This window comes from Phenylobacterium sp. (assembly GCF_036963605.1).
Lineage (GTDB): Bacteria > Pseudomonadota > Alphaproteobacteria > Caulobacterales > Caulobacteraceae > Phenylobacterium.
The window spans coordinates 1-21,453 of record NZ_JBALUY010000009.1; the positions used below are offsets into that span (position 1 = coordinate 1).

Below are 21,453 nucleotides of genomic sequence, written 5' to 3' on the forward strand. Positions count from 1 at the left end.
CTCGAGGCCCTGTTGGCCCGCGTCCAGGGTGATTCCGCGCCTGAAGCAGCGGCGCCGCCCGCGTCCATGTCGCCGCCGGCCGCCCCCGAGCCGGTCCAGGCGCCGCCTCAGGACGCCCCCAAGGCCGATCCGGCCAATATGGGTGTGGCTGGGCTGATCGCCCTGGCCGAGCAGGCGTCCCTGGATCACGTCCAGACCGCAGCGCAGCCCGCCAAGGCCGAGGCCAAGACCGACGCCAAGACCGAACGGGCCAACGCCGGCGGCGGGGCCCCCACCGCGGCGACCCCGACCATCCGCGTGGATCTGGACCGGGTCGACCGACTGATCAACGCCGTGGGCGAGCTGGTCATCCAACAGGCCATGCTGTCCCAGCGGGTGTTCGAAAGCGGCCTGGCCCGCTCGTCGGACGTGGCGCTCGGCCTTGAAGACCTCGAACTGCTGACCCGGGAGATCCAGGACAGCGTCATGGCGATCCGCGCCCAGCCGGTGAAGTCGGTGTTCCAGCGCATGCCGCGCCTGGTCCGCGAAGTCGCCGACATGGTGGGCAAGAAGGTTCGCCTGGTGATGGACGGCGAGAACACCGAGGTCGACAAGACCGTCATCGAGCGCCTGTCCGACCCCATCACCCACATGCTGCGCAACGCCATCGACCACGGGCTGGAAACGCCCGAGGAACGGGAGGCGGGCGGCAAGGGCGCCGAGGGCGTGGTCCGCCTGGCCGCCCTGCATCGCGGCGGCCGCATCGTCATCGAGGTCCAGGACGACGGCCGGGGCATCAACCGTCCCCGCGTTCGCGGCATCGCCGTGAGCAAGGGCCTGATCGCCGAGGACGCGGTCCTGTCGGACGACGAGATCGACAACCTGATCTTCCTTCCCGGCTTCTCCACCGCCGACGTGGTGTCGGACATCTCCGGCCGCGGCGTCGGCATGGACGTGGTCAAGCGCTCGATCCAGGCCCTGGGCGGACGCATCTCCATCACCTCGGAGCCCGGCAAGGGCTCGAAGTTCTCCATGAGCCTGCCGCTCACCCTCGCCGTGCTCGACGGGATGGTGGTGTCAGCGGCCGAACAGACCCTGGTGGCGCCGCTCTCCAACATCGTTGAAAGCCTCACTCCCCGCGCCGAGGACGTCCACCTGGTGGGTGGTCGCGATGCGGTGATCCGCATCCGGGACACCTTCGTGCCCCTGATCGATGTGGGCATGGCGCTAGGCTTCCGCGATGAGCCCCTGCCGCCGGCTTCCGGCGTCGCCGTCCTGGTCGAGAGCGAAGGCGGCGGCAAGGCGGCCCTGCTCGTCGAAGCGATTCAGGGCCAGCGCCAGGTGGTGATCAAGAGCCTGGAAGCCAATTACCAGCACATCCACGGCGTCGCCGCGGCGACCATCCTCGGTGATGGCCGCGTGGCCCTGATCCTGGATGTGGACGCCTTGGTGACCACCTCCCGTCGCAAGGCTCCCCGTATCGAGAAGCGAATGGCGGTTTGACCATGACTGACACCGTGATCCCAGGCGTCGCCCAGCGGCGCGAACTCATCGCTTTCCGGATTGGCGACCAGGAGTTCTGCGTCGACATCATGTCGGTGCGGGAAATCCGCGGCTGGGCGCCGGCCACCCCTCTGCCCCGCACCCCCTCGTTCGTGAAGGGCGTCATCAACCTGCGTGGCGCCGTCCTGCCGATCATCGACCTCGGCGCCCGTCTGGGCCTGACCACCTCGGAGCCCACCGCCCGCCACGTGATCATGGTGGTTCATATTGGCGAGCGGACCATCGGCCTGCTGGTGGATGCCGTCTCCGACATCATCAACATGAGCGACGACTTGGTTCAGCCGACGCCTGACGTCGCCAGCGACCAGGTGAAGACCTTTGTGAAGGGGCTGTTCGCCCTTGAAGGCCGCATGGTCAGCCTCATCGCCCTGGATCGGGTTCTTCCCGAGACTGAAGCCGAGGCGGCATGACGCAGACCCCAGAGTCCCGGCGCGGCGCGAAGAACGAAGGTCTGGTCGACGGCGAATTCCTGCTGACCACAGACGACTTCCGCAAGATCGCTCAGATCCTGCATTCCCACGCCGGCATCGCGCTCAACGAGGGCAAGGCCGCCCTGGTTTATTCGCGCCTGGCCAAGCGCCTGCGCACCCTTGGTCTGCGCAGCTTCCGGGAGTATTGCGCCCTGGTGGAGGACGCCGAAAGCCTGGACGAGCGCCAGGCCATGATGGCCGCCCTCACCACCAATGTGACGCGCTTCTTCCGCGAGCCGCACCACTTCGACCACCTGCGGGACAAGGTGATGCCTGAGCTGGCCGCCCGCGCCCGGGCCGGGGGGCGCGTGCGCATGTGGTCGGCCGCCTGCTCCAATGGCCAGGAGCCCTACTCCATGGCCATCACGCTGCTGTCGGTCCTGCCGGAAGCCGCGCGACTGGACGTAAAGATCCTGGCCACGGACATCGACCCGAACATGGTCGCCGAGGGCAAGATCGGCTGCTACCGCGAGGACGCCGTTTCGCCCGTTCCGCTCGAACTTCGCCGCCGCTGGTTCGAGAAGGTTCCCGCCGCGGACGGCCGCCTATGGTCGGTGTCGCCCGAGCTGCGCGATCTGGTCGCGTTCCGGGAGTTGAACCTCATCGGCGACTGGCCGATGCGTGGGCGGTTCGACGTAATCTTCTGCCGCAACGTGGTGATCTATTTCGACGAGCCGACCCAGGAGCGCATCTGGAGCCGGTTCGTCCCGGCCATGGCGCCAGGCGGCACACTCTATATCGGCCACTCCGAACGGGTCTCTGGCCCCGCGGTGGCGACCCTGGAGACCGCCGGCCTGACCACCTATCAGGCGAGGTCCGCCCGATGACCGTTCGTGTACTGATTGTCGACGACTCCGCGACGATGCGCAGCCTCATCGCCGCCACCCTTCGCCAGGATCCCGAAATCGAGGTGCTGGGGTTCGCCAATGATCCCATCGAGGCCCGGGAGGCCATCAAGCGGCTCAATCCGGACGTGATCACCCTCGATGTCGAGATGCCGCACATGAACGGCCTCGATTTCCTCGAGAAGATCATGCGGTTGCGGCCGATGCCGGTGGTCATGGTCTCCACCCTGACCCAGGCCGGCGCCGAGGCGACCCTGACGGCCATGGAGCTCGGCGCCGTCGACTGCGTCGGCAAGCCGGGCGCCGGGCACACCGCTGTCGAGGCCTTCGCCGATCTCGCCGAAAAGGTGAAGGCCGCCGCACGGGCCCGGGTGCGTCCGTTCGTCGGCCACGTCACCAAGGTGGAAGACACCCGGCCCTATAAGGCCGAGGACATCATCGTGGCCATCGGCTCCTCCACCGGCGGGGTCGAGGCCCTGATGACCATTCTCTCGGCCTTCCCGGCCACCTGCCCGCCCACCGTGATCACCCAGCACATGCCGGCCACCTTCACGCGCTCGTTCGCCGAGCGGCTGGACCGGGTGTCCGGCGCCAAGGTGGCCGAGGCCTGGGACGGGGCCCGGCTGGCCCCGGGCCATGTCTACCTGGCGCCCGGCGGCGACTCCCACCTGGAGATCACCGGCACGACTCACCCGGCCTGCCGCCTTCGGCACGACGGCCCGGTCAGCGGCCATCGCCCCTCGGTGGACGTGCTGTTTGATTCGGTCGCCCGGCTGAACCGCCCGGCGCTTGGGGTCATTCTCACCGGCATGGGCCGGGACGGCGCCGAGGGCCTGCTGTCCATGCGCCAGGCCGGGGCCCGAACCCTGGGCCAGGACGAGTCCAGTTGCGTCGTCTACGGCATGCCCCGCGCGGCCCAGGAGATCGGCGCTGTGGAAAAGCAATCGCCGCTTGCTCGCATGAGCTCGACCATCCTTGGAATATGCGCGGCCGCCGAACCGCAAAGGAGCGCCTGATGCCCGCCCCCGGAGCCATCAAGACCTTGATCGCCGATGATCAGCAGTCCATGCGCTCGCTGATCCGCACCAGCCTGAACGCCCTGGGCATCAACCAGACGCGGGAGGCCGCCGACGGCGAGGACGCCCTGCGCCTGCTGCTGGCGCAACCGGTCAATCTGGTGATCACCGACTTCAACATGCCCAAGCTGGATGGGCTCGGTCTGCTGCGCGCCATCCGCGCCCACGGGCCGATCTCCAAGACCGCGGTCATCATGCTCACCGGCCGCGCCGACCGCGAGCTGGTGCAGCGGGCGGTGCAGTTCGGGGTGAACAACTATCTGGTCAAACCCTTCACGACCCAGATCCTGAAGGAAAAGATCGAAGCCGTTTTCGGACCCCTCGAATGATCGTTGAGAACATCTCGAACCGGCCGGGACGGCGGGTGCACGTGGTGCAGGGCGAGCACTATGTGACCGATGATCCTGAGATCACCCTGACCACGATTTTGGGCAGCTGCGTGGCGGTATGCCTGTGGGATCCCCAGCAGGGCGTCGGCGGGATGAATCACTTCCTGCTGCCCGAGGGCAAGGCCGAGGGCGCCAATGAAGGTCGCCGCTACGGCGCCTTCGCCATGGAGCTTCTGATCAACGAATTGCTGCGCATGGGCGCGCGGCGCGAGAACATGCAGGCCAAGCTGTTCGGCGGCGCCCGCATGTTCACCGGCCTGTCGGACGTGGGCGCCTCCAACGCCGCCTTCGCCGAGCGCTTTCTTCGCGACGAAGGCATTCCCGTGGTGGGCACCAGCCTCGGCGGCTTTGGCGCCCGCCGGATCCAGTTCTGGCCGGTCAGTGGGCGAGCCCAGCAGAAGACGGTCACCGACACCAACGAGCTGAAGGAAGTCGCAAAGCCGCCCATCCCCACGCCCCTGCCGGTGGCCGAGGGCGCGGTGGAGCTGTTCTGATGCGCCCAGCCCAGGTCGCCGCCCTCGCCCCGCCCGTCCTCTCCGCCCTGGCTGCGGAGCTGGACCACGCCGGAGACCTGTGCGCGCGCCTGGAAGACCTGGTCACCCGCCTCGCCGCCGCCGTCCAGGGCGAGCCGCGGGAGCTGGCGCTGAGCGAAGCCCAGACCCTCGACGTCCTGACACAGCACCTGGCCGCCCTGTCGGTCTTCACCCGGGGACTGTCCGACCAGCTGACCAGCGCGCGCACGGTCGATCCCGACGCGGTCCTGGCCCAGGTGCCGCTGAGCGAGCTGGCGGGGCGTCTGCGCGCCTGCCTCTATGACGCCACCCTGATCCCGCCTCCCAAGGACAGCGGATCAGGCGACCTTGACCTGTTCTGAGGCCGCGTCGCCATGAGCCTTCATCCCGACATCCGGATGAACCTGGCGCGCTCCAACGTCCTGCTGATTGACGACAATCCGCAGGCGCTGGAGGTGCTGGCCTCGATCTTCCGCGGCTTTGGCGTTCTGCGTCAGGTCAAGTGCGGCTCGGCGGCCGAGGCCCAGACCATCCTGCGCAGTCGGGAGATCGACCTGATCGTCTGCGACACCGCCATGCCCGACATGGACGGCTACGACTTCGTGCGCTGGCTGCGTCGGGAAGGCCCGGAAGAGGCGCGCTTTTCTCCTGTCATCATGCTGACCGGGCACGCGGCGCGGAGCACCGTCGAGAGCAGCCGCGACTGCGGCGCCAACTTCATCGTATCAAAACCCTTCACCCCCGAAGTCCTGCTCCAACGGATCTATTGGGTGGCCAAGGACGAGCGGGCCATGGTGCGGAGCGACACCTATGTCGGCCCCGACCGGCGTTTCCGCAATATCGGCCCCCCCCTGGGCGTCAAGGGCCGCCGCAAGGACGACCTGTCCGCCCATGTAGGGACGGCCAAGGATCCAAACATGGATCAGGACGAGATCGATATGCTGCTTAAGCCGCAAAGGGCCGCCCTATGAGCGAGGCCGAAGTCTTCAAGGTCCGGAACCGTCTGGCCCAGCACGTGACCGAGCCCGGCGGCATGACCGCCGGCATGGCCAACAGCCGCGCCGGACGCGAACTGGCCGCCCAGCAGGGCCGCTCCTACGAGGCGATCGGGGAAACCCTCGAGACCCTGGAGTGGCTTTGCGACACCCGCGATGCGCCGATGGACTCGGTCTACGACCTGTCGACCCAGGTGCTCGACATTGCGGGCCTGTTCGACGACAAGCAGCTCTGCCGCGCGGCCTATAGCCTCTGCGAGCTCTCCGACAAGCTGCGCACCCGGGAGGGCGAGGACTGGGCTTCGATCAAGCTGCACGTCAACGGCATGCGGCTGATCTGGAACACCGAGGCCGCGGGCCGAGAGCATCTCGACGCCATGGTCGAAGGCCTGTGGGCCCTGACCGATCGCCTGCGCGTCGACGACAGCGAAGGCGAAGGCGAAACCCCACCCGCCGAATAGAACCAGATCGCCCCCGGAGCTGAAGGCTCCAGGGGCGCTCCTCAAGGTAGATCAGGCCTCGTTGCTAAAGATCACGGTGCCGGAAGCGGCGAACATCCCGCCGACCCCGTGGCAGACGCTGATCTTCGCGCCATCGACCTGTGCGGGCGCAATGCCCCGCATCTGACGCACGCTCTCCTGCAGGGCGTACATGCCGTACATGCCAGAGTGCATGTAGGAGAGCCCGCCGCCGTTGGTGTTCAGGGGCAGCTTGCCGCCGATGGCGGTGTTCCGCTCATTGATGAAGTGCTTGGCCTCGCCTGGCTTGCAGAAGCCGAGATCCTCCAGCCCGTAGAGCGGCAGGTGGGCGAAGGCGTCATAGATCATCAGATGATCGACATCGGCGTGGCTGATGCCGGCCTCGTCGAAGGCCTTCTTGCCCGAGACCCGGAAGGCCTTGGACGAGGTGAAGTCCTCCATCTGGCTGACCATGGGGGTCTCCACGCTCTCGCCCGTGCCCAGCACATAGACCGGCTTCTGCGGGAAGTCCTTGGCCCGCTCGGCGCTGGTCAGGATCAGCGCGCCGCCGCCGTCGGTGACCAGGCAGCACATCAGCTTGCGGAACGGCCAGGCGATCATGTCGGAGTTGAGCACGTCGTCGACGCTGATCGGATCCTTGTAGGAGGCGCGGGGATTCTTCGCCGCCCACTCCCGCTGGATCACCGCCACATTGGCCAGGTCTTCCTCGGTCACCCCATAGGTCTTCATGTAGCGAAGCACCGGAATGGTGAACATGGTCGGCGGGGCCGTCACGCCATAGGGCATTTCGAACTGCCCCATCAGGCTGGACGGCGCCCGGCCAAAGCCGCCGGCGCCGACCCGCGAACGGCCGGATTCGCCGTGCGTGATCAGGACCGTGGTGCACAGGCCTTCGTTGATCGCCGCCGCCGCATGGCGGACGTGCAGCATGAAGGAGCAGCCGCCGACGCTGGTGCCGTCGGCATAGGTGGGCGTGATTCCCAGATACTGGGCGAGCTCCACCGGCGAGATGCCGGCGCAGGCCACGCCGTCGATGTCGGTGGGCTTCAGGCCGGCGTCGGCCATGGCGTTCAGGGCGGCGTCGGCGTGCAGGCCGATCACGGACACGTCCGGAATCTTGCCCATCTTGGTGGTTTCAGCGGCGCCAACGACCGCGACAGATTTCTGCTTCATGGTCGCCTTACCCCTTGGCCGGCTGGAAGAACGGCAGCGTGATGGTGTCGCTCATCTTCTCGAAGACGACCTCGAGCGGCATGTCGAGCACCAGGGCTTCCGGCGTCTGCGGGCAGCCGACGATGTTGGTCATCATCCGCGGGCCTTCCTCGAGCTGCACCACGGCGATGGCGTAGGGCTCGGTCCCCATGTCGGGGCGCGGGCGGTGGTTGATCACATAGGAGTGCAGGGTGGCGCGGCCGCTGGCCTTGAAGACCTCGACATTGCGCGAGCCGGTCTTGGGCGCGAAGGGGCGCGGGGGGAAATAGGCTTCACCGGTCTCCTTGCAACGCTGGAGCAGCAGCTCCCCGTTGCGGGTCCCGTCCCAGAAATGCTGGGTCTCCGGAGTCGGCTCCGGCAAAATGCGAGGCGGCATACGTCTCCATCCCTCAAATAATGTTTTCAAAAATCCCGGCCCTTCCGGCCGAGCGGGCGCCAGAAAAGACGAGTGCGGCGCGCTTGTCGACCGGCTTAGACTGGAGACCCCGAAAGACGCCGCCGCTCGGCGCCCGCCACGAGCTCGCGCCAGATGTCGGCTTCAAGGTCCTTGGCCTCGGGATCGTCCCGGCGCTCAAGCTCGGCATGGAGGGCGATCAGGGCCACCCGCAGCTCGGCGTTGGCGCTCTGCAGGGCGCCGAGGCGAAGACTGCCGTCGCGGCTCCCCGCCAGCTCGACCAGCCAGCGGCGGCGCGCATTGTCCTGGCTCACCCGGGCGCCGGAGGCCAGCAGGCCACGCAGGGCGGCGTTCTCCCGGACCAGGATTTCGGCCGCGCCGTCCCACATCTCGGCGGCCAGGCCAAGCAGCATGGCCGAGAGGCCCAGCTCCCCGGCGCGCTGGGCGGCGGGGATCTGCGGGGCGGCGTTACGGGCGACGCGGCCCGCCAGATCGGCGAGCACCTGGGCGACATCGGGTTTCATAGGCGTCCCATCACATGCAGGGCGGCGCGGTCCTGGGCGTTGATCAGGGCCCAGGCCGGATAGACCAGGATCGGGTCGCGGTTGGCGCCGTTCATCCAGGCCCGGGCGCTGGAGACCCAGATGGCCTGGCCCTTCACGCAGGCGAACAGCTCCCACCACTTCAGGGCCTCAGGCTCGGCCCGCAGGCCACTGGCGGCCTCCCAGGCGGCGATCGCCTCATCCCGCGGCAGCAGTCCGCCGGGCATGCCGCGGCCGAAGTACCAGACGGGATTGAAGCTCCAGCCCAGGTCCTCCAGGGGATCGCCCAGGTGGCACATCTCCCAGTCGAGCACCCCGTGGACGCCGCCCTCTGTGTCATAGAGGAAGTTGCCGGTGCGATAGTCCCCGTGGACCACGCCGACCTTCTGGGCCGGCGGCGGGGGATTGGCCCGCAGGTAGCGGATGGCGGCGCGGATGATCGGCAGGGGCTCGCTCTCGTCGGCGTCCAGCACCCCTTCCCAGTGATCCAGTTCACGGCGCCAGCAGTCCTCGGCGGCCACGGCCGGCAGGATCTCGCTCAGGCCGGTGGCGGCGGGATCGGCGCGGGCGATCTGGCCAAGAATGTCCCACTTCCGTGCGCCCAGGACCGCATGGGTCTCCAGATAGGGCGCAGCCCACAGGGCGCCGGGTCCCGCCTGGAAGCCGGCGATCTCCTCGGCCACGAAGAAGGGGCTGCCCAGCGCCTCGCTCCCCTCCTCCAGCCACAGCATTTCGGGGACCGGCACGCCGGTGCCGTGAAAGGCGCGATAGGCCTCGAACTCCACCCGACGCTCGGTGTCGATCAGGCTGTCGGCCGGGTCCCGGCGCAGGATCAGGCCGCGCCGCCGCGGCGCGCCGTCCGCCTCCGTCCAGGACAGGGTGAGGCGATAGGTCTGGCGCGAGGCGCCGCCGGTGATGCGGGCCACCTCGGTGATGGCCACGTCCCGGGCCTGCGGGATCTGGCCGGCGATATAGCCGGCCAGCCGCGTGGTCAGTTCAGCCTCCTCCATGGCTAGTGCATGCGGAAGCGGATGGGCAGGGTCTTGGGCCCGTTGACGAAGACCGCCTGGGACATCTTCGGCACGCCGGCCAGCTCAAGGGACTCCAGGCGCGGGATCAGCTCCTCCCAGAGGATGCGCATCTCCATCTTGGCCAGGTGCTGGCCCAGGCACAGGTGCGCCCCATAGCCGAAGGCCAGGTGGCGGTTGGGCTTGCGGTCGACCCGGAAGGCCTGGGGATCGTCGAACACCGCCTCGTCCCGGTTGCCCGAGGCGTAGCAGAGCATCAGCCAGTCCTGGGCGGCCAAGTCACGGCCGGCCATATGGGTCGGCTCGGCCACGGTGCGCATGAAGGTCTTCACCGGCGTCGTCCAGCGGATCGATTCGTCCACCAGGCCGGCGATCAGCGAGGGATCGGCCTTGAGCTTGGCCAGCTCGGCCGGGTTCTCAGCCAGGCCCCAGATGGCGCCGCCTGTGGAGGACGAGGTGGTGTCATGGCCGGCCGTGGCGACGATGATGTAGTAGCTCATCGCCTCGAACTCCGAGATCGGCTGGCCGTCGATCATGCTGTTGGCGATGACGCTGGCCAGGTCGTCGGTGGGATTGGCGCGGCGGTCGGCCGAGAGCTTGCGGAAATATTCGAAGAAGTCGGTGATGACGCCCGGCGTCAGCTTCTTGCCGGGATCCACCTCCTCCTTGCGGGCCAGCTCCGGATCGGCGGCGCCGAACAGCTCCTGGGTCAGCATCAGCATCCGCGGCTCATCTTCCCGCGGCACGCCCATGATCTCCATCACCACCCGCAGGGGATAGTGCAGCGCCACCTCGCGGACGAAGTCGCACTGTCCGCCGGTCTCGGCCATCTGGTCGACGGCGGCCCTGGCGACGCCGCGGATGCGCTCCTCCATGGCCCGCAGGTTCTGCGGCATGAACCAGGCCTGGGTGAGCGCGCGGTACTTGTGGTGATCCGGCGCGTCCATGTGGATCAGGGTGCGCAGCAGGTGCGGACTGCCCCCGGTCATCTCGCGGATCTTGGCGTCCGTCTCCTCATTGACGATGGTCGGCGACTTGGCGCCGTTGAGGAACAGGGCGTTCTGGCGGCTGATCTCCAGGATGTCGGCATGGCGCGTCGCCACCCAGAAGGGCTCGAAACCCTTGGGCTCGGCCCGTCCGAAGGCGTTGTTGGCCCTCAGCCAGGCATAGGTTTCGTGGATGCGTCCATCGGCATAGGCCGCCGGATCGACGAGAGTTTGCGCATGCTCGTCTGGTATGCGCGTCGCAGCCTTAGTCATGATCGCCCTGGCCGAACCGCTTACGCGACGGAATGCTTACCTTGGGGCAGCAATTTCATTCCGCAACGTCATCAGGCCGACGCCTCCCTTGCTTTGTTCTATTTGGACAATTGATACTGCGAGCCAGAGCGGTGTCGCAATACCGACAATCAAATAGCCCAAAGAAAGACCGCCCGGAGGAGGACGCCCCATGCTGACCAAGGCCGACGATTTCCCCATCCACCAGACGGCCGAGCCGGTCGCCCATGCGGGGACGGATCGCAACTTCTACGACCGCTATTTCTTCAACGGCTACAGCCCCGACGGAGAGACCTATTTCGCCATCGCGTTTGGCCTCTATCCGCACCTGAACATCGCCGACGCCCATTTCAGCGTCATCCGGGATGGCGTGCAGCATTGCGTCCACGCCTCGCGGGTCCTGCATTCCGAGCGGCTGGATCTCAGCGTCGGCCCCATTTCCATCGCGGTGATCGAGCCGCTGCAGATGCTGAAGGTGACGGTGAAGGACGGCGAGGGCCTGGCGGCCGAGATCACCTTCACCGGCCGCGCCTTCCCCATCGAGGAGCCGCGCTTCACCCGCCGTAACGGGCCGCGGGCCTTCATGGACTATACCCGCATGACCCAAAACGTCCGCTGCGAGGGCTGGATCGAGGTGGACGGCCAGCGCCGCGATCTGCCGGCCGGTACGGTGGGCTCCCGCGACCGCTCCTGGGGGATTCGTCCCGTCGGCGCGCCCGATCCGCAGCCGCCGGTCCCCATGACCATGACCGGTTTCTTCTGGCAGTGGACGCCGCTCAACTTCGCCGACCGCAGCGTCTTCTTCCACGTCAACGCCGATCCGGACGGCACGACCTGGAACACCCGCGCCGTGGTCCTGCCCGACGGCGCAGCGCAGGGCGGCGGCTATCACACAGAGGCCGCCCGCATGACCAAGGTGGAGCTGGTCCCGGGCACGCGGCACGCCAAGGGCGGGGTGCTGGAGATTCCCGTCGATGGGGGCCTCGCCCAGGTGACGTTCGAGCCCTTCCTCACCTTTCTGATGCGCGGCATCGGCTATTCCGGCGCCTGGCGTCACGGCGCCTACAAGGGCGAGCTGGTGGTGGAGCGCGAGGACATCGACCTGGCCGCCGTTGACATGGGGGCGCCTGAGCACGTCCACATCCAGGCCCTGTCGCGGGTGAAGCTGGCCTGGCCAGGCGAGGCCGAACAGAGCGGCCTGGGCGTGTTCGAACAGCTCATCGCCGGCCCCTACAAGCCCTATGGCCTGGGGTGAGGCCTTGCCAAGGGCGTGCGGGGCTGGTCGGGTTGATCCTGAGACTTTGAGGGCCCTGCGCCATGCGACGGATCTTGTCCCAGATGTTCGGCGCGGCTCCGGCGGCCCGGACGACAGCGCCACCCCCTGGCTCCCCGCCGCCGTCTCGTCCGCCTTCTCCCCCGGGGGCGGCGAGCGAGGGGACCGAGCGGACCTGGACCTCCACCGACGGGCTTGATCTGTCGGCCCGGGACTATGCGCCGGCCGCGGGCCCGGCCCGCCTGCCGGTCATCTGCCTCCATGGACTGACCCGCAACAGCCGCGACTTCGACGGGATCGCGCCCGCCATAGCCGCTGCGGGCCGCCGCGTCCTGGCGCTCGATGTCCGCGGGCGCGGGCGTTCGGCCCGTGATCCCAACCCGTCCAATTACAACCCCGCCGTCTATGCCGGAGACGTGGCGGCCCTGATGAGCGAGGCCGGCCTGGCCCGGGGGATTTTCCTGGGGACCTCCATGGGCGGGCTGATCGCCATGACGCTCGCCACGCTGCGCCCGGACCTGATCGCCGGCGCCGTCCTCAACGATATCGGGCCCGAGATCGCCACCGAGGGCCTGACCCGCATCGGCGGCTATGTGGGCGCGGCCGAGCCCGCCGCCTCCTGGGCCGAGGCCGCCCAGCGGTCGCGGGCCGTCAACGAAGTCGCCCTCCCGAACCTCTCCGACGCCGACTGGATGACCTTCGCCCGCCGCACCTGGCGCGAGGTCGCTCCGGGCCGGATTGTCCCGGACTACGATCCCGCCATCGCCCAGGCCTTCGCCGGCGCACCCGCAGGATCGACCCAGTCCAGCCCCGATCTCTGGCCGCTGTTCATGGCCCTGGCGGTGAACCGGCCCCTGCTGCTGGTCCGCGGGGCGCAGTCCGATCTGCTGACCGCCGGAACCGCCGGACGAATGCAGGCCCTGGCGCCGCAGATGCGCCGCCTGGATATCGAGGGCGTCGGCCACGCGCCCACCCTGGACGAGCCGCAGGCCCGCAGCGCCATTCTCGACTTCCTGAAGACCGCGCCATAGGTCCACGCTCCGGCCGTCCCGGCGATCGGGCTTGCCTTATGCGGCGCGCAATTGGCACTATCGGAAGATTGCACCCTAAGGGGGCCGCGATTTTTCGACGCCGGCCCAATATTTGAGAGATTGAGACTTTGACGATTTTGGCTCAGGCGGCGAACGCCTCGCCGCCCGCGGATTCATTCGCCTCGGTCGACGCCCTGGTTCAGGGCCTGGCCGGCGTCGGCTACATTGCCTCGCGCCGCATCGCCACGGCGCTCTACATGTCGGTCCACCTGCAGAAGCCGATCCTGGTGGAAGGGGTCGCCGGCGTCGGCAAGACCGAATTGGCGCTCTCCACCGCCGCCCTGCTCGACCTGCCGCTGATCCGCATGCAGTGTTATGAAGGGCTGGACGAGTCCAAGGCCCTCTACGAGTGGAAGTACGGCAAGCAGCTCCTCTACACCCAGATCCTCAAGGACCGCATGGGCGCCGAACTGGCCGACGCGGCCGGCATGGACGAGGCCATGGAGCGCCTGCACGGCATGGGCGACATGTTCTTCTCCGAGCCCTTCCTGGAGCCCCGGCCCCTGATGAAGGCCCTGCGCGAGGATGACGGCTGCGTCCTGCTGATCGACGAGATCGACAAGTCCGACGAGGCCTTCGAAGCCTTCCTTCTGGAAGTGCTGTCGGCCTATCAGGCCTCGGTGCCGGAGCTCGGCGTCATCAAGGCCAAGACCCCGCCCATCGTCTTCCTGACCTCCAACAATGTGCGCGACCTGGGCGATGCTTTGAAGCGCCGCTGCCTGCACCTGCACATCCCCCTGCCCGAGGCGAGCCTCGAGCGCCGCATCGTCGCCAGCCGGGTGCCGGACATCGAGGCCCGCCTGACCCACCAGCTGGTCGGTTTCGTGCATGCCCTGCGCGAGATGGACCTGCGCAAGTCGCCCTCGATCTCCGAGACTGTCGACTGGGCCCGGGCGCTGATCCTGATGCACGCCGACAGCCTGGACCCGGCCATGGTCCGCGACACCCTGAACGTGATCCTGAAGTACGAGCAGGACATTCAGATGGTCGAGCCGCAGATCAGCGAACTGCTGCGGACGGCCCAGACGACTCCTTAAGGCGCCGCCCATGCAGCACCAGATGGAGGACTTCATCCGCGCCCTGCGGGCCGCCGATGTGAAGGTCTCGCCGGCGGAGTCCATCGACGCCCACGAGGCGGTGGCCCGCATCGGCTATGCCGATCGCGAGCTGCTGAAGGACGCGCTGTGCGCCACGCTCGCCAAGAGCGAGGACGAGGTGCGCCGGTTCGACCGGGCCTTCGACAACTTCTTCGCCCGGGACCCGTTCGACTTCGCTGCGCCGCCCTCGCAGCCGGAAGGCGGCGAGGCTGCGCCGCCCGAGGCGAAGCTGGAGGACGTGTCCGAAGAAGCCGCAGGTTCGGAGCTGGCCCAGATCATCCTGGCCGGCGATTCCACCGCGCTGACCCAGGCCATGGAGAAGGCCGCCCAGGCAGCCCAGGTTTCGGAGATCAGGCTGTCGACCCAGAAGAGCCGGCTGACCCGGCGTCTGCTGGACGAGATGGGCGTAGCCGAGATCGAGAAGATCATCAGCCAGGCCCGCAGGCTTGAAGGGGAAGGCGGGCAGGCCTTGGCCGACCGGCTGGAGGCCGGCCGCAAGGTCGTGGCCGCCGAGGCCCAGCGCTATGTCCAGCGCCAGCACGACCTCTACGCCGCCGAGAGCGGCCGCCAGCTGCGCGAGGAGCTTCTGGCCCGCAAGGCGCTGAACGCCGAGGGCGGCATCGATCCGGTGGACCTGCAGATGATGCAGGCCCTGGTCCGCAAGATGGCCAAACGCCTGGCCGACCGATATTCCCGCCGCCGCAACCGGGCCCGCAAGGGTCACCTGGACGTGCGCCGGACCCTGCGCCAATCGATGGCCTATGGCGGGGTGCCGTTCAACGTCGTCTGGAAGACCGAGCGGGTCGACAAGCCCAAGATCATCGCCATCTGCGACGTCTCCAAGTCGGTGGCTGCGGCCGCCCAGTTCCTGCTGACCTTCCTCTACAGCCTCAATGAGGTGGTCGACCGGATGGACGCCTACGCCTTTTCCGGCCGCACGATCCCGGTGAACCAGATCCTGGACGAGCATGGGGTGGACAAGGCGATCCTGGAGGTCCTGAAGCTGATCGGCTTCCAGCAGACCGACTATGGCCGCGCCCTGCAGGACTTCGCCGAGAACCATCTGGACAAGCTCGACCGCCACACCACGGTGATCTTCTTAGGCGACGCCCGCTCCAACTATGCCGATCCGCGCCTGGACATCATGCGCACCATCCACGAGCGCTCCCGCTCGGTGATCTGGCTGAACCCGGAGCCGGAGAGCTACTGGAACCAGGGCGACAGCGTCATGAACCGCTACCTGCCCTTCTGCCACCTGGCCAAGACCTGCAACACGCTCGACCAGCTCGAACGCATCATCGAAGACGTCCTGCGCCAGTACGTCCCGCACTGAGGGGGCGTCAGGTGCGGCGCGGCCAGGTGAGTGACTGAGAATCGGCTGTAGGTGAACCAGCTGGGTAGGTAGGCATCCGCCGCTGCAATTTCCTACTGGCCAAGCCCCGCCGCCCAAAAAATCGCATCTGTTAAGCGAGGAGTCACGCGCCCCATCCGCCGACGAGGCCAATTGCCTCCTCAACCTCGATCAGCAGCGGCCTGCGGTAGGCAATGGTCTTATCCTGCGGCCTAATAAGCGCCACGAGATCGGCGCGGCTCACTCGGATCTTGTTTATCCCACGGATGAAGTCGTTGCGCCAAAGCCACGCCAGAAGATCCGCCGACTGCAGGGGGACGATCATTGTCTTCTCAACAAAAGCGTGGCTGCCGTACGCGAAGCGCCGACGCGCCTCTGCGTCTCGGAACACCTCGTGCATGATCCGGTTCGCTTCGCTTTGATCCCGGTGGCCTGCCTCAAAGAAGTAGGCGATCTCACCTCTGAAGTTGCTACGCTTCCGCCAGTCGCTAATTTCAGCAAGGCAGCCCCTCAAGCAGAATGAGTATGCTCCGCCGATGCTTGGATTCGGGGTTATGATCTCGTTGTACTCTCGCTCGTCTACGGTAACCGAAAAGCCGAAGACAGCGCAGTCGTGGATCGCGGCAATCAGTTGCTTCTCGACCGCGATGCGTTTTGGCTTATCCATGTGGTCGAACGGGTGATTGCCCGGCGCAAAGTCCACCATGTGGAAGAAGGGAATCTTCTCCCGCTTCAGGACTTTCGCCCATTCCCTTTTGAAGCGGGTGGCGCCTGCTTTCAGAAAGAGATACCCGGCCACGCACATGACCGGTGACCCGTCGTGGGTCCCGCTCTCATCAATGTAAACCTCTGCAAACGCAGCCAAAGTACCCCGCCCGCAGCGAGAACAAAAAAGGGGATATGCAGCGATTGGCTGTTCAGATTAGTCCCCTACCCCGCTGCCAACTCCGCAGCCGTCAACGGCAAGCTCCGCACCCGTTTGCCCGTGGCCGCGAAGATGGCGTTGGTAACGGCCGGGACCACCGGCGGCAGGGCGGGTTCGCCCAGGCCCGTGGGCGGGTTGTCGGACTTGATGAAGTGGGTCTCGATCACCGGGGCGGCGTCGATGCGCAGCAGGGGGAAGGTGTCGAAATTGGCCTGCTCGGCCTGGCCGTCCTTGATGGTGATTTCGCCGAACATCTCGGAGATGCCGTCGATCACCGAGCCCTCGATCTGGTTCAGCGCGCCTAATGGGTTGATGATCTGGCGGCCCACATCGGCGGCGACCCAGACCTTGTGGACACTGACCGCGCCATCGTCGGTCACCGAGACCTCGGCGACCTCGGCGAAATAGCCCAGGTGGCTGTAGTGGAAGGCGATGCCCTTGCCCGTTCGCGCTGGCAGGGCCTCGCCCCAGCCGGACTTTTCCGCCGCCAGCCGCACCACGGCCGCCATGCGGGCGGCGTCGTAGCCTGAGCGGGCGTCTTCGCCGACGAGGCCGCGATCGCCCAGCAGGCGCAGGCGCATCTCCACTGGATCGACCCCGCCGGCATGGGCCAGTTCATCGATGAAGGACTGCACCACGAAGGCGATGGCGTTGCTGCCCGGCGCCCGCAGCGGCCCGGTCGGCACACCCAGCGGCATCATCGAGACGTCGAGCTGATAGTTGTCGATGAAGCGGGCGGGGAATTCCGTCGGCGCCATGCCGGCGCTGCGGGCGGTGGCCTCGCCCTCGCCGAAGGTGACGAAGTGGTTGGCCCAGGCCGTCACATTCCCTAAGGCGTCGATCCCGCCGCGGAAGTGGTGGAAACCGGCCGGACGGTAGAAGTCGTGGCGCATGTCGTCTTCGCGGGTCCAGACCAGCTTGACCGGGGCGCCGGCCTCTCGGGCGATCCAGGCGGCCTCGACCATGTAGTCGTTCATCAGCCGGCGGCCGAAGCCCCCGCCGCAGCGGGTCATGTGGACGATGACGTTTTCCGGCGCGATGCCCAGCGTCTTGGCCACCAGTTGGCGGCCGGGCTCGGGTAGCTGGGTCGGGGCCCAGATCTCCATCTTGCCGTCATGGAAGTGGGCCGTGCAGTTCTGCGGCTCAAGCGTGGCGTGGGACAGGAAGGGGTAGAAGTAGTCGACCTCCACCGTCTGGGCCGAGGCCGAGAGCGCGGCCTCCACATCGCCGTCGCTGCGCAGGGCCTTGCCGCCCTTGGCCTCGACCAGGCTGCGGGCCTGGCCGGCATAGCCCTGGGTGGACTGGCTGGAGGTCGGATGGTCCGCCCACTGAACATTCAGCGCCTGACGGCCCTTGTTGGCGGCCCACCAGCTGTCGGCGACCACGGCGACGCCGGGCAGCAGGCCGTCCAGCTCGGCGCCGCCCTCGACCACAAAGGCCTTGCGGACGCCCTTGACCGCTTGGGCGGCGGCCAGGTCGGCGCTGGCCACCTTGGCGGCGAACACCGGCGCCTTGGCGTAGGCGGCGTACAGCATGCCCGGCAGGCGCATATCGATGCCAAACAGGGGCTGGCCGGTGACGATGGCGGCGGTGTCCACCTGCGGGGTCGGCTGGCCGATGATCCGGTAGGCCGACGCGTCTTTCAGCGGCACGCTGGACAGTTCCGGCGCGGTCAGGCCCGCGGCCTTGGCGGCGAGCGAGCCATAGGGCGCGCGGCGGCCGCTGGCGGCATGGACGACGACGCCCGGCTCGGTGGTCAGGCTGGCGGCCTCGACACCCCAGTCCGCGGCGGCGGCGGCCAGCAGCATGGCGCGCCCGGCCGCGCCCACCTGGCGCAGCTGGTCCCAGTGCAGGGGCGTGGCCATGCTGCCGCCGGCGAACTGGCGGCCATAGGCGGCCGGGTCATTGTCGGCCTGGACGGTGCGGACATTGGCCCAGTCCACGTCCAACTCCTCGGCGATCAGCATGGGCAGGGAGGTCTTGATCCCCTGACCGATCTCCGGGTTCTTCGACACGATGGTGACGATGCCGTCCGGCGCGATCTGCACGTAGGCGTTGAGCGCCGCCGGCGTATCGGCCGCCGCGCCCTTGCCCGCCAGGCTGAAGGCCAGGATCAGCCCGCCCGCGCCGCCGCCGGCCAGGACGGCGCGGCGGGAGGGGGAGAAGCCTTCGGTGATGTTGGAGATGATGCCCATGGTCTTCAGGCCTCCTGGCCGGCGGCGCGCTTGATCGCGGCGCGGATGCGCACATAGGTGGCGCAGCGGCAGATGTTTCCGGCCATGGCCGCGTCGATATCGGCGTCGCTGGGGGTGGGATTTTCGGCCAGCAGGGCGGTGGCCGACATGATCTGGCCCGGCTGGCAGTAGCCGCACTGGGCCACGTCCAGCTCGCTCCAGGCCTTCTGCACGCGGGCGCCAACCTCCAGAGCGCTGGCGCCTTCGATGGTGGTGATCTGGGCGGCGCCGATGGCCTCGACCGGCGTCACGCAGGCGCGGATCGGCGCGCCGTCGGCATGCACGGTGCAGGCGCCGCACTGGGCGATCCCGCAGCCGAACTTGGTCCCCACAAGGCCCAGGGTGTCGCGCAGCACCCACAGGAGCGGCGTATCGGCGTCCACGTCGGCGGTCATCGCCTTGCCGTTGACGTTGAGCTCGTAGGCCATGCCCCGTCCCCTTGTTCTCGTTTCCTCGGATACCGAGAGTACGGGCGCTGCGGGCGCAGGTAAACGACTGTTCGAGCGCCGCCCTAGAGCCGGGGGATCTGGATGACCGCGTCCGGCAGCTCGTTGGGATTGTCGGCGGGATCAGCGGGAAAGTGCTCGGCCAGGATGTCGCCCACCTGGGTGACGGCCGCCGCCAGACCCTCCGCCGGCCGCCCGGCCTTGGCCTCGGCCACCAGGGCCGCCATGGCGCCGTCCCAGCGCTTCTGGTCGACCACCCCGGCGATCCCCTCATCGGCGATCAGCTCGGCGGCGTGCTCGGCCAGGGAGACGAAGATCAACACACCGGTCCGCTCCCGGGTCTGGTGCAGGTTGCGGGCCAGGAACAGCTCCTGGGCGTGGCGCCGGACGCGGTCGAGCTTGACGCTGCGCGGCGTCATGAACCGGCGAACCGGCTCGAGGGAACCCACCGCGGCGACCAGGATGAACAGCACCGCCTGCAGGACCAGGGTCGCGGTCAGCGCGCCGCGCACCGCCGTCTCGGCCGCCGCCCCGGCCTGGGCCGCCGTCCAGGGGGCGAAGGCGTCAGGAACCGAAACCTCGACGCCGCCCAGCAGCAGGATGGCCGGGGCGGCCAGGGCCGTCAGCCCGGCCCACAGGAAGGGGGTCTCGCGATAGTCGGAGGATTCTTCGGCGATGACGCAATAGAGCTCGCCGCGGGTGCGGGTTTCGGCGGCGCGGACCGCCGCCTTGACCTTCTGGGTCTCCTGATCGTTCAGCATGTCACCAGCTCCCCGAAGATCCGCCGCCGCCGAAGCCGCCCCCGCCGCCGGAGAAGCCTCCGCCGCCAAAGCCGCCGCCTCGACCGCCACCGCTGGACAGCAGCAGAGGCAGTAGCCACCAGAGGCCTGAGCCTCGGCGGCCGCGGCGTCCACGGCCACGCCCGAAGGCGCCCATGAAGCCGCCGATGATCCAGAGCACGATGAACAGGACGAAGATGATCGGCGCGATCAGACCCTCTTCGGCCTGGGGCTGTTCGGCCGCCGCGGCGGCCCGCGCCACGGCTTCCTCTTCCGGCAGGGCCAGCTGATCGACGATGGCCTGGGTCCCGGCGATGACGCCCTGCTCCATGGCCCCTTCGCGGAACTCCGGCAGAACCACGGCCTGGAGGATGGTGGACGAGAGCGCATCGGTAAGGATCGGCTCCAGGCCGTAGCCTACCTCGATGCGCACCTTCCGCTGGTTCGGCGCGACGATGAACAGGACGCCGGAATCGGTATCGGCCTCGCCGATCCCCCAGTGGCGGCCCAGCTGATAGCCGTAGTCCTCGATCTCATAGCCCTGCAGGTCGGGCAGGGTGACCACCACCAGCTGGCGGCCGGTGGAGGTCTCAAGCGCCGCCAGTTGCTGCGTCAGTTGCGCCTCGGTCTGGGCCGACAGCATGTCTGCGCCGTCGACCACGCGCCCGGTCAGCTCCGGAAAGCTGGGCGCAGTCTGGGCGTGGCCCGTCCCGGCGAGCGCCAGGACGAGACCGAAGGCCAGGGCGCAGAGCGCGCCGAACGACCTCATTGGCCCGGCGCAGGCTCAACGGCGGGGGCCGGCGCCGGAAGGGGCGCAGGAACGGGAGCCGGCAGGGGCGCAGGCGCAGGGGCCGCCGGCTGCTCGAAGGTCACCGTCGGCGCGGTCTGGGCTGAGGCCGAGGCTTCGAAGGTCTGCATGGGCTCGGCCCAGCCATGGACCGTATTGGCCCAGATGGCGCCGGGGAAGGTGCGGATCTCGGTGTTGTAGTCGCGCACCGCCTCATTGTAGTCGCGCCGGGCGATGGCGATGCGGTTCTCGGTGCCTTCCAGCTGGCTCTGCAAGGCGAGGAAGTTCTGGTTGGACTTCAGCTCCGGATAGCGCTCCTGGATCATCATCAGACGACCCAGCACGCCCGACAGCTGGTTCTGGGCTTCAGCGAACCGCTGGAACTGCTCAGGATCGGTGATGGTGTCGGCGTTGACCTGCACCTGGGTGGCCGAGGCGCGCGCCTCGGTGACGGCCACCAGGACCTCGCGCTCCTGGGCGGCGAAGCCCTGGACGGTTGAGACCAGGTTGGGGATCAGGTCCGAGCGGCGCTGATACTGGTTCTGCACCTCAGCCCAGGCGGCCTTGGCGCGCTCGTCCTTGGTAGGAATGGTGTTGATGCCGCAGCCGGCCAAGGCCAGGGGCACGGCGATCAGGACGGCGATGCGGGCGAGGCGGGCGAACAGTCGGGTCAAGGCGGGCGCTCCAAAGCGGTGATGGCGCAGTTTCG

The 21,453-nt window shown here is 68.1% G+C and carries 24 protein-coding genes; 13 read left to right on the top strand and 11 right to left on the bottom strand.

All coding sequences use genetic code 11. The features are described from left to right. From V7702_RS03110 to V7702_RS03150, 9 genes are all read left to right on the top strand, one after another. Nucleotides 1–1,482: chemotaxis protein CheA (locus V7702_RS03110; RefSeq protein WP_335648683.1), on the top strand; the 1,482-nt coding region annotated here is incomplete at its 5' end. A gap of 2 nt (nt 1,483–1,484) precedes the next feature. After that, nucleotides 1,485–1,952, top strand: a complete 468-nt coding sequence (locus tag V7702_RS03115) for a chemotaxis protein CheW (protein WP_335648684.1) — start codon at nt 1,485–1,487, stop codon at nt 1,950–1,952. Next, the gene (locus V7702_RS03120) at nt 1,949–2,839 is read left to right on the top strand and encodes a CheR family methyltransferase (RefSeq protein WP_335648685.1); all 891 of its coding nucleotides are present in this window, start codon (nt 1,949–1,951) and stop codon (nt 2,837–2,839) included. The genes V7702_RS03115 and V7702_RS03120 overlap by 4 nt, the downstream gene beginning before the upstream one ends. Further along, nucleotides 2,836–3,873: a protein-glutamate methylesterase/protein-glutamine glutaminase gene (locus V7702_RS03125; protein ID WP_335648686.1), complete on the top strand. Its 1,038-nt coding sequence runs from the start codon at nt 2,836–2,838 to the stop codon at nt 3,871–3,873. Before V7702_RS03120 ends, V7702_RS03125 begins: the two co-directional genes overlap by 4 nt. Then, entirely contained in the window at nt 3,873–4,262 is a 390-nt protein-coding gene (locus V7702_RS03130; RefSeq protein WP_304712850.1) for a response regulator, read from the top strand. The genes V7702_RS03125 and V7702_RS03130 overlap by 1 nt, the downstream gene beginning before the upstream one ends. Beyond that, the gene (locus V7702_RS03135) at nt 4,259–4,816 is read left to right on the top strand and encodes a chemotaxis protein CheD (protein ID WP_335648687.1); all 558 of its coding nucleotides are present in this window, start codon (nt 4,259–4,261) and stop codon (nt 4,814–4,816) included. Before V7702_RS03130 ends, V7702_RS03135 begins: the two co-directional genes overlap by 4 nt. After that, complete coding sequence (locus tag V7702_RS03140) at nt 4,816–5,196, top strand: hypothetical protein (RefSeq protein WP_335648688.1); 381 nt, start codon at nt 4,816–4,818, stop codon at nt 5,194–5,196. The genes V7702_RS03135 and V7702_RS03140 overlap by 1 nt, the downstream gene beginning before the upstream one ends. A gap of 12 nt (nt 5,197–5,208) precedes the next feature. Continuing rightward, nucleotides 5,209–5,805: a response regulator gene (locus tag V7702_RS03145; RefSeq protein WP_335648689.1), complete on the top strand. Its 597-nt coding sequence runs from the start codon at nt 5,209–5,211 to the stop codon at nt 5,803–5,805. Further along, nucleotides 5,802–6,290 (top strand): hypothetical protein, encoded by a 489-nt coding sequence (locus V7702_RS03150; RefSeq protein ID WP_335648690.1) that lies wholly within the window; start codon nt 5,802–5,804, stop codon nt 6,288–6,290. The genes V7702_RS03145 and V7702_RS03150 overlap by 4 nt, the downstream gene beginning before the upstream one ends. A 51-nt stretch (nt 6,291–6,341) precedes the next feature. On the opposite strand, the gene V7702_RS03155 is transcribed toward V7702_RS03150, so the two are convergent. The 5 genes from V7702_RS03155 to V7702_RS03175 all read right to left on the bottom strand — a co-directional run bounded on the left by V7702_RS03155 (nt 6,342) and on the right by V7702_RS03175 (nt 10,743). Then, entirely contained in the window at nt 6,342–7,481 is a 1,140-nt protein-coding gene (locus V7702_RS03155; protein WP_335648691.1) for a thiolase C-terminal domain-containing protein, read from the bottom strand. Nucleotides 7,482–7,488: 7 nt separating this feature from the next. Beyond that, entirely contained in the window at nt 7,489–7,896 is a 408-nt protein-coding gene (locus V7702_RS03160) for a Zn-ribbon domain-containing OB-fold protein (RefSeq protein WP_304712856.1), read from the bottom strand. A 95-nt stretch (nt 7,897–7,991) separates the two neighbouring features. After that, on the bottom strand, nt 7,992–8,438 hold the full coding sequence (locus V7702_RS03165; RefSeq protein WP_335648692.1) for a hypothetical protein: 447 nt from the start codon (nt 8,436–8,438) through the stop codon (nt 7,992–7,994). Further along, nucleotides 8,435–9,466 carry a phosphotransferase family protein gene (locus tag V7702_RS03170; protein ID WP_335648693.1) on the bottom strand — a complete coding sequence of 344 codons (1,032 nt, stop codon included), beginning with the start codon at nt 9,464–9,466 and terminating at the stop codon, nt 8,435–8,437. The genes V7702_RS03165 and V7702_RS03170 overlap by 4 nt, the downstream gene beginning before the upstream one ends. A 2-nt stretch (nt 9,467–9,468) precedes the next feature. Then, nucleotides 9,469–10,743, bottom strand: coding sequence for a cytochrome P450 (locus tag V7702_RS03175; protein ID WP_335648694.1), 1,275 nt, complete (start codon nt 10,741–10,743; stop codon nt 9,469–9,471). Nucleotides 10,744–10,933: 190 nt separating this feature from the next. Here V7702_RS03175 and V7702_RS03180 point away from each other — a divergent pair, with 190 nt between their 5' ends. The 4 genes from V7702_RS03180 (at nt 10,934) to V7702_RS03195 (ending at nt 15,555) form a co-directional block, all read left to right on the top strand. Then, entirely contained in the window at nt 10,934–12,016 is a 1,083-nt protein-coding gene (locus V7702_RS03180) for a hypothetical protein (protein WP_335648695.1), read from the top strand. 62 nt (nt 12,017–12,078) lie between these two features. Beyond that, complete coding sequence (locus tag V7702_RS03185) at nt 12,079–13,065, top strand: alpha/beta fold hydrolase (RefSeq protein WP_335648696.1); 987 nt, start codon at nt 12,079–12,081, stop codon at nt 13,063–13,065. Between the two features lie 128 nt (nt 13,066–13,193). Then, nucleotides 13,194–14,162 (top strand): AAA family ATPase, encoded by a 969-nt coding sequence (locus V7702_RS03190; protein WP_335648697.1) that lies wholly within the window; start codon nt 13,194–13,196, stop codon nt 14,160–14,162. Between the two features lie 10 nt (nt 14,163–14,172). Beyond that, complete coding sequence (locus V7702_RS03195) at nt 14,173–15,555, top strand: vWA domain-containing protein (protein WP_335648698.1); 1,383 nt, start codon at nt 14,173–14,175, stop codon at nt 15,553–15,555. Nucleotides 15,556–15,697: 142 nt separating this feature from the next. On the opposite strand, the gene V7702_RS03200 is transcribed toward V7702_RS03195, so the two are convergent. From V7702_RS03200 to V7702_RS03225, 6 genes are all read right to left on the bottom strand, one after another. Then, nucleotides 15,698–16,438 (bottom strand): DUF3800 domain-containing protein, encoded by a 741-nt coding sequence (locus tag V7702_RS03200; protein WP_335648699.1) that lies wholly within the window; start codon nt 16,436–16,438, stop codon nt 15,698–15,700. A 65-nt stretch (nt 16,439–16,503) separates the two neighbouring features. Beyond that, nucleotides 16,504–18,693 carry a xanthine dehydrogenase family protein molybdopterin-binding subunit gene (locus V7702_RS03205; protein ID WP_335648700.1) on the bottom strand — a complete coding sequence of 730 codons (2,190 nt, stop codon included), beginning with the start codon at nt 18,691–18,693 and terminating at the stop codon, nt 16,504–16,506. Nucleotides 18,694–18,698: 5 nt separating this feature from the next. Then, nucleotides 18,699–19,160, bottom strand: a complete 462-nt coding sequence (locus V7702_RS03210; RefSeq protein WP_335648701.1) for a (2Fe-2S)-binding protein — start codon at nt 19,158–19,160, stop codon at nt 18,699–18,701. A gap of 83 nt (nt 19,161–19,243) precedes the next feature. After that, a complete protein-coding gene (locus V7702_RS03215; protein ID WP_335648702.1) occupies nt 19,244–19,939 on the bottom strand; it encodes a TPM domain-containing protein in 696 nt (231 codons plus the stop codon). A 1-nt stretch (nt 19,940) separates the two neighbouring features. After that, nucleotides 19,941–20,726 carry a TPM domain-containing protein gene (locus tag V7702_RS03220; protein WP_335648703.1) on the bottom strand — a complete coding sequence of 262 codons (786 nt, stop codon included), beginning with the start codon at nt 20,724–20,726 and terminating at the stop codon, nt 19,941–19,943. Next, nucleotides 20,723–21,418: a LemA family protein gene (locus V7702_RS03225; RefSeq protein ID WP_335648704.1), complete on the bottom strand. Its 696-nt coding sequence runs from the start codon at nt 21,416–21,418 to the stop codon at nt 20,723–20,725. The genes V7702_RS03220 and V7702_RS03225 overlap by 4 nt, the downstream gene beginning before the upstream one ends. Nucleotides 21,419–21,453 lie beyond the last annotated feature (35 nt).

Bases quoted from the DNA above. Each gene is read 5' to 3' on its own strand.
- V7702_RS03175 (WP_335648694.1), bottom strand. From the start codon at position 10,743: ATGACTAAGGCTGCGACGCGCATACCAGACGAGCATGCGCAAACTCTC.
- V7702_RS03130 (WP_304712850.1), top strand. From the start codon at position 3,873: ATGCCCGCCCCCGGAGCCATCAAGACCTTGATCGCCGATGATCAGCAG.
- V7702_RS03155 (WP_335648691.1), bottom strand. From the start codon at position 7,481: ATGAAGCAGAAATCTGTCGCGGTCGTTGGCGCCGCTGAAACCACCAAG.
- V7702_RS03170 (WP_335648693.1), bottom strand. From the start codon at position 9,466: ATGGAGGAGGCTGAACTGACCACGCGGCTGGCCGGCTATATCGCCGGC.
- V7702_RS03120 (WP_335648685.1), top strand. From the start codon at position 1,949: ATGACGCAGACCCCAGAGTCCCGGCGCGGCGCGAAGAACGAAGGTCTG.
- V7702_RS03210 (WP_335648701.1), bottom strand. From the start codon at position 19,160: ATGGCCTACGAGCTCAACGTCAACGGCAAGGCGATGACCGCCGACGTG.
- V7702_RS03145 (WP_335648689.1), top strand. From the start codon at position 5,209: ATGAGCCTTCATCCCGACATCCGGATGAACCTGGCGCGCTCCAACGTC.
- V7702_RS03165 (WP_335648692.1), bottom strand. From the start codon at position 8,438: ATGAAACCCGATGTCGCCCAGGTGCTCGCCGATCTGGCGGGCCGCGTC.
- V7702_RS03195 (WP_335648698.1), top strand. From the start codon at position 14,173: ATGCAGCACCAGATGGAGGACTTCATCCGCGCCCTGCGGGCCGCCGAT.
- V7702_RS03135 (WP_335648687.1), top strand. From the start codon at position 4,259: ATGATCGTTGAGAACATCTCGAACCGGCCGGGACGGCGGGTGCACGTG.
- V7702_RS03150 (WP_335648690.1), top strand. From the start codon at position 5,802: ATGAGCGAGGCCGAAGTCTTCAAGGTCCGGAACCGTCTGGCCCAGCAC.
- V7702_RS03180 (WP_335648695.1), top strand. From the start codon at position 10,934: ATGCTGACCAAGGCCGACGATTTCCCCATCCACCAGACGGCCGAGCCG.
- V7702_RS03215 (WP_335648702.1), bottom strand. From the start codon at position 19,939: ATGCTGAACGATCAGGAGACCCAGAAGGTCAAGGCGGCGGTCCGCGCC.
- V7702_RS03185 (WP_335648696.1), top strand. From the start codon at position 12,079: ATGCGACGGATCTTGTCCCAGATGTTCGGCGCGGCTCCGGCGGCCCGG.
- V7702_RS03115 (WP_335648684.1), top strand. From the start codon at position 1,485: ATGACTGACACCGTGATCCCAGGCGTCGCCCAGCGGCGCGAACTCATC.
- V7702_RS03205 (WP_335648700.1), bottom strand. From the start codon at position 18,693: ATGGGCATCATCTCCAACATCACCGAAGGCTTCTCCCCCTCCCGCCGC.
- V7702_RS03125 (WP_335648686.1), top strand. From the start codon at position 2,836: ATGACCGTTCGTGTACTGATTGTCGACGACTCCGCGACGATGCGCAGC.
- V7702_RS03220 (WP_335648703.1), bottom strand. From the start codon at position 20,726: ATGAGGTCGTTCGGCGCGCTCTGCGCCCTGGCCTTCGGTCTCGTCCTG.
- V7702_RS03160 (WP_304712856.1), bottom strand. From the start codon at position 7,896: ATGCCGCCTCGCATTTTGCCGGAGCCGACTCCGGAGACCCAGCATTTC.
- V7702_RS03140 (WP_335648688.1), top strand. From the start codon at position 4,816: ATGCGCCCAGCCCAGGTCGCCGCCCTCGCCCCGCCCGTCCTCTCCGCC.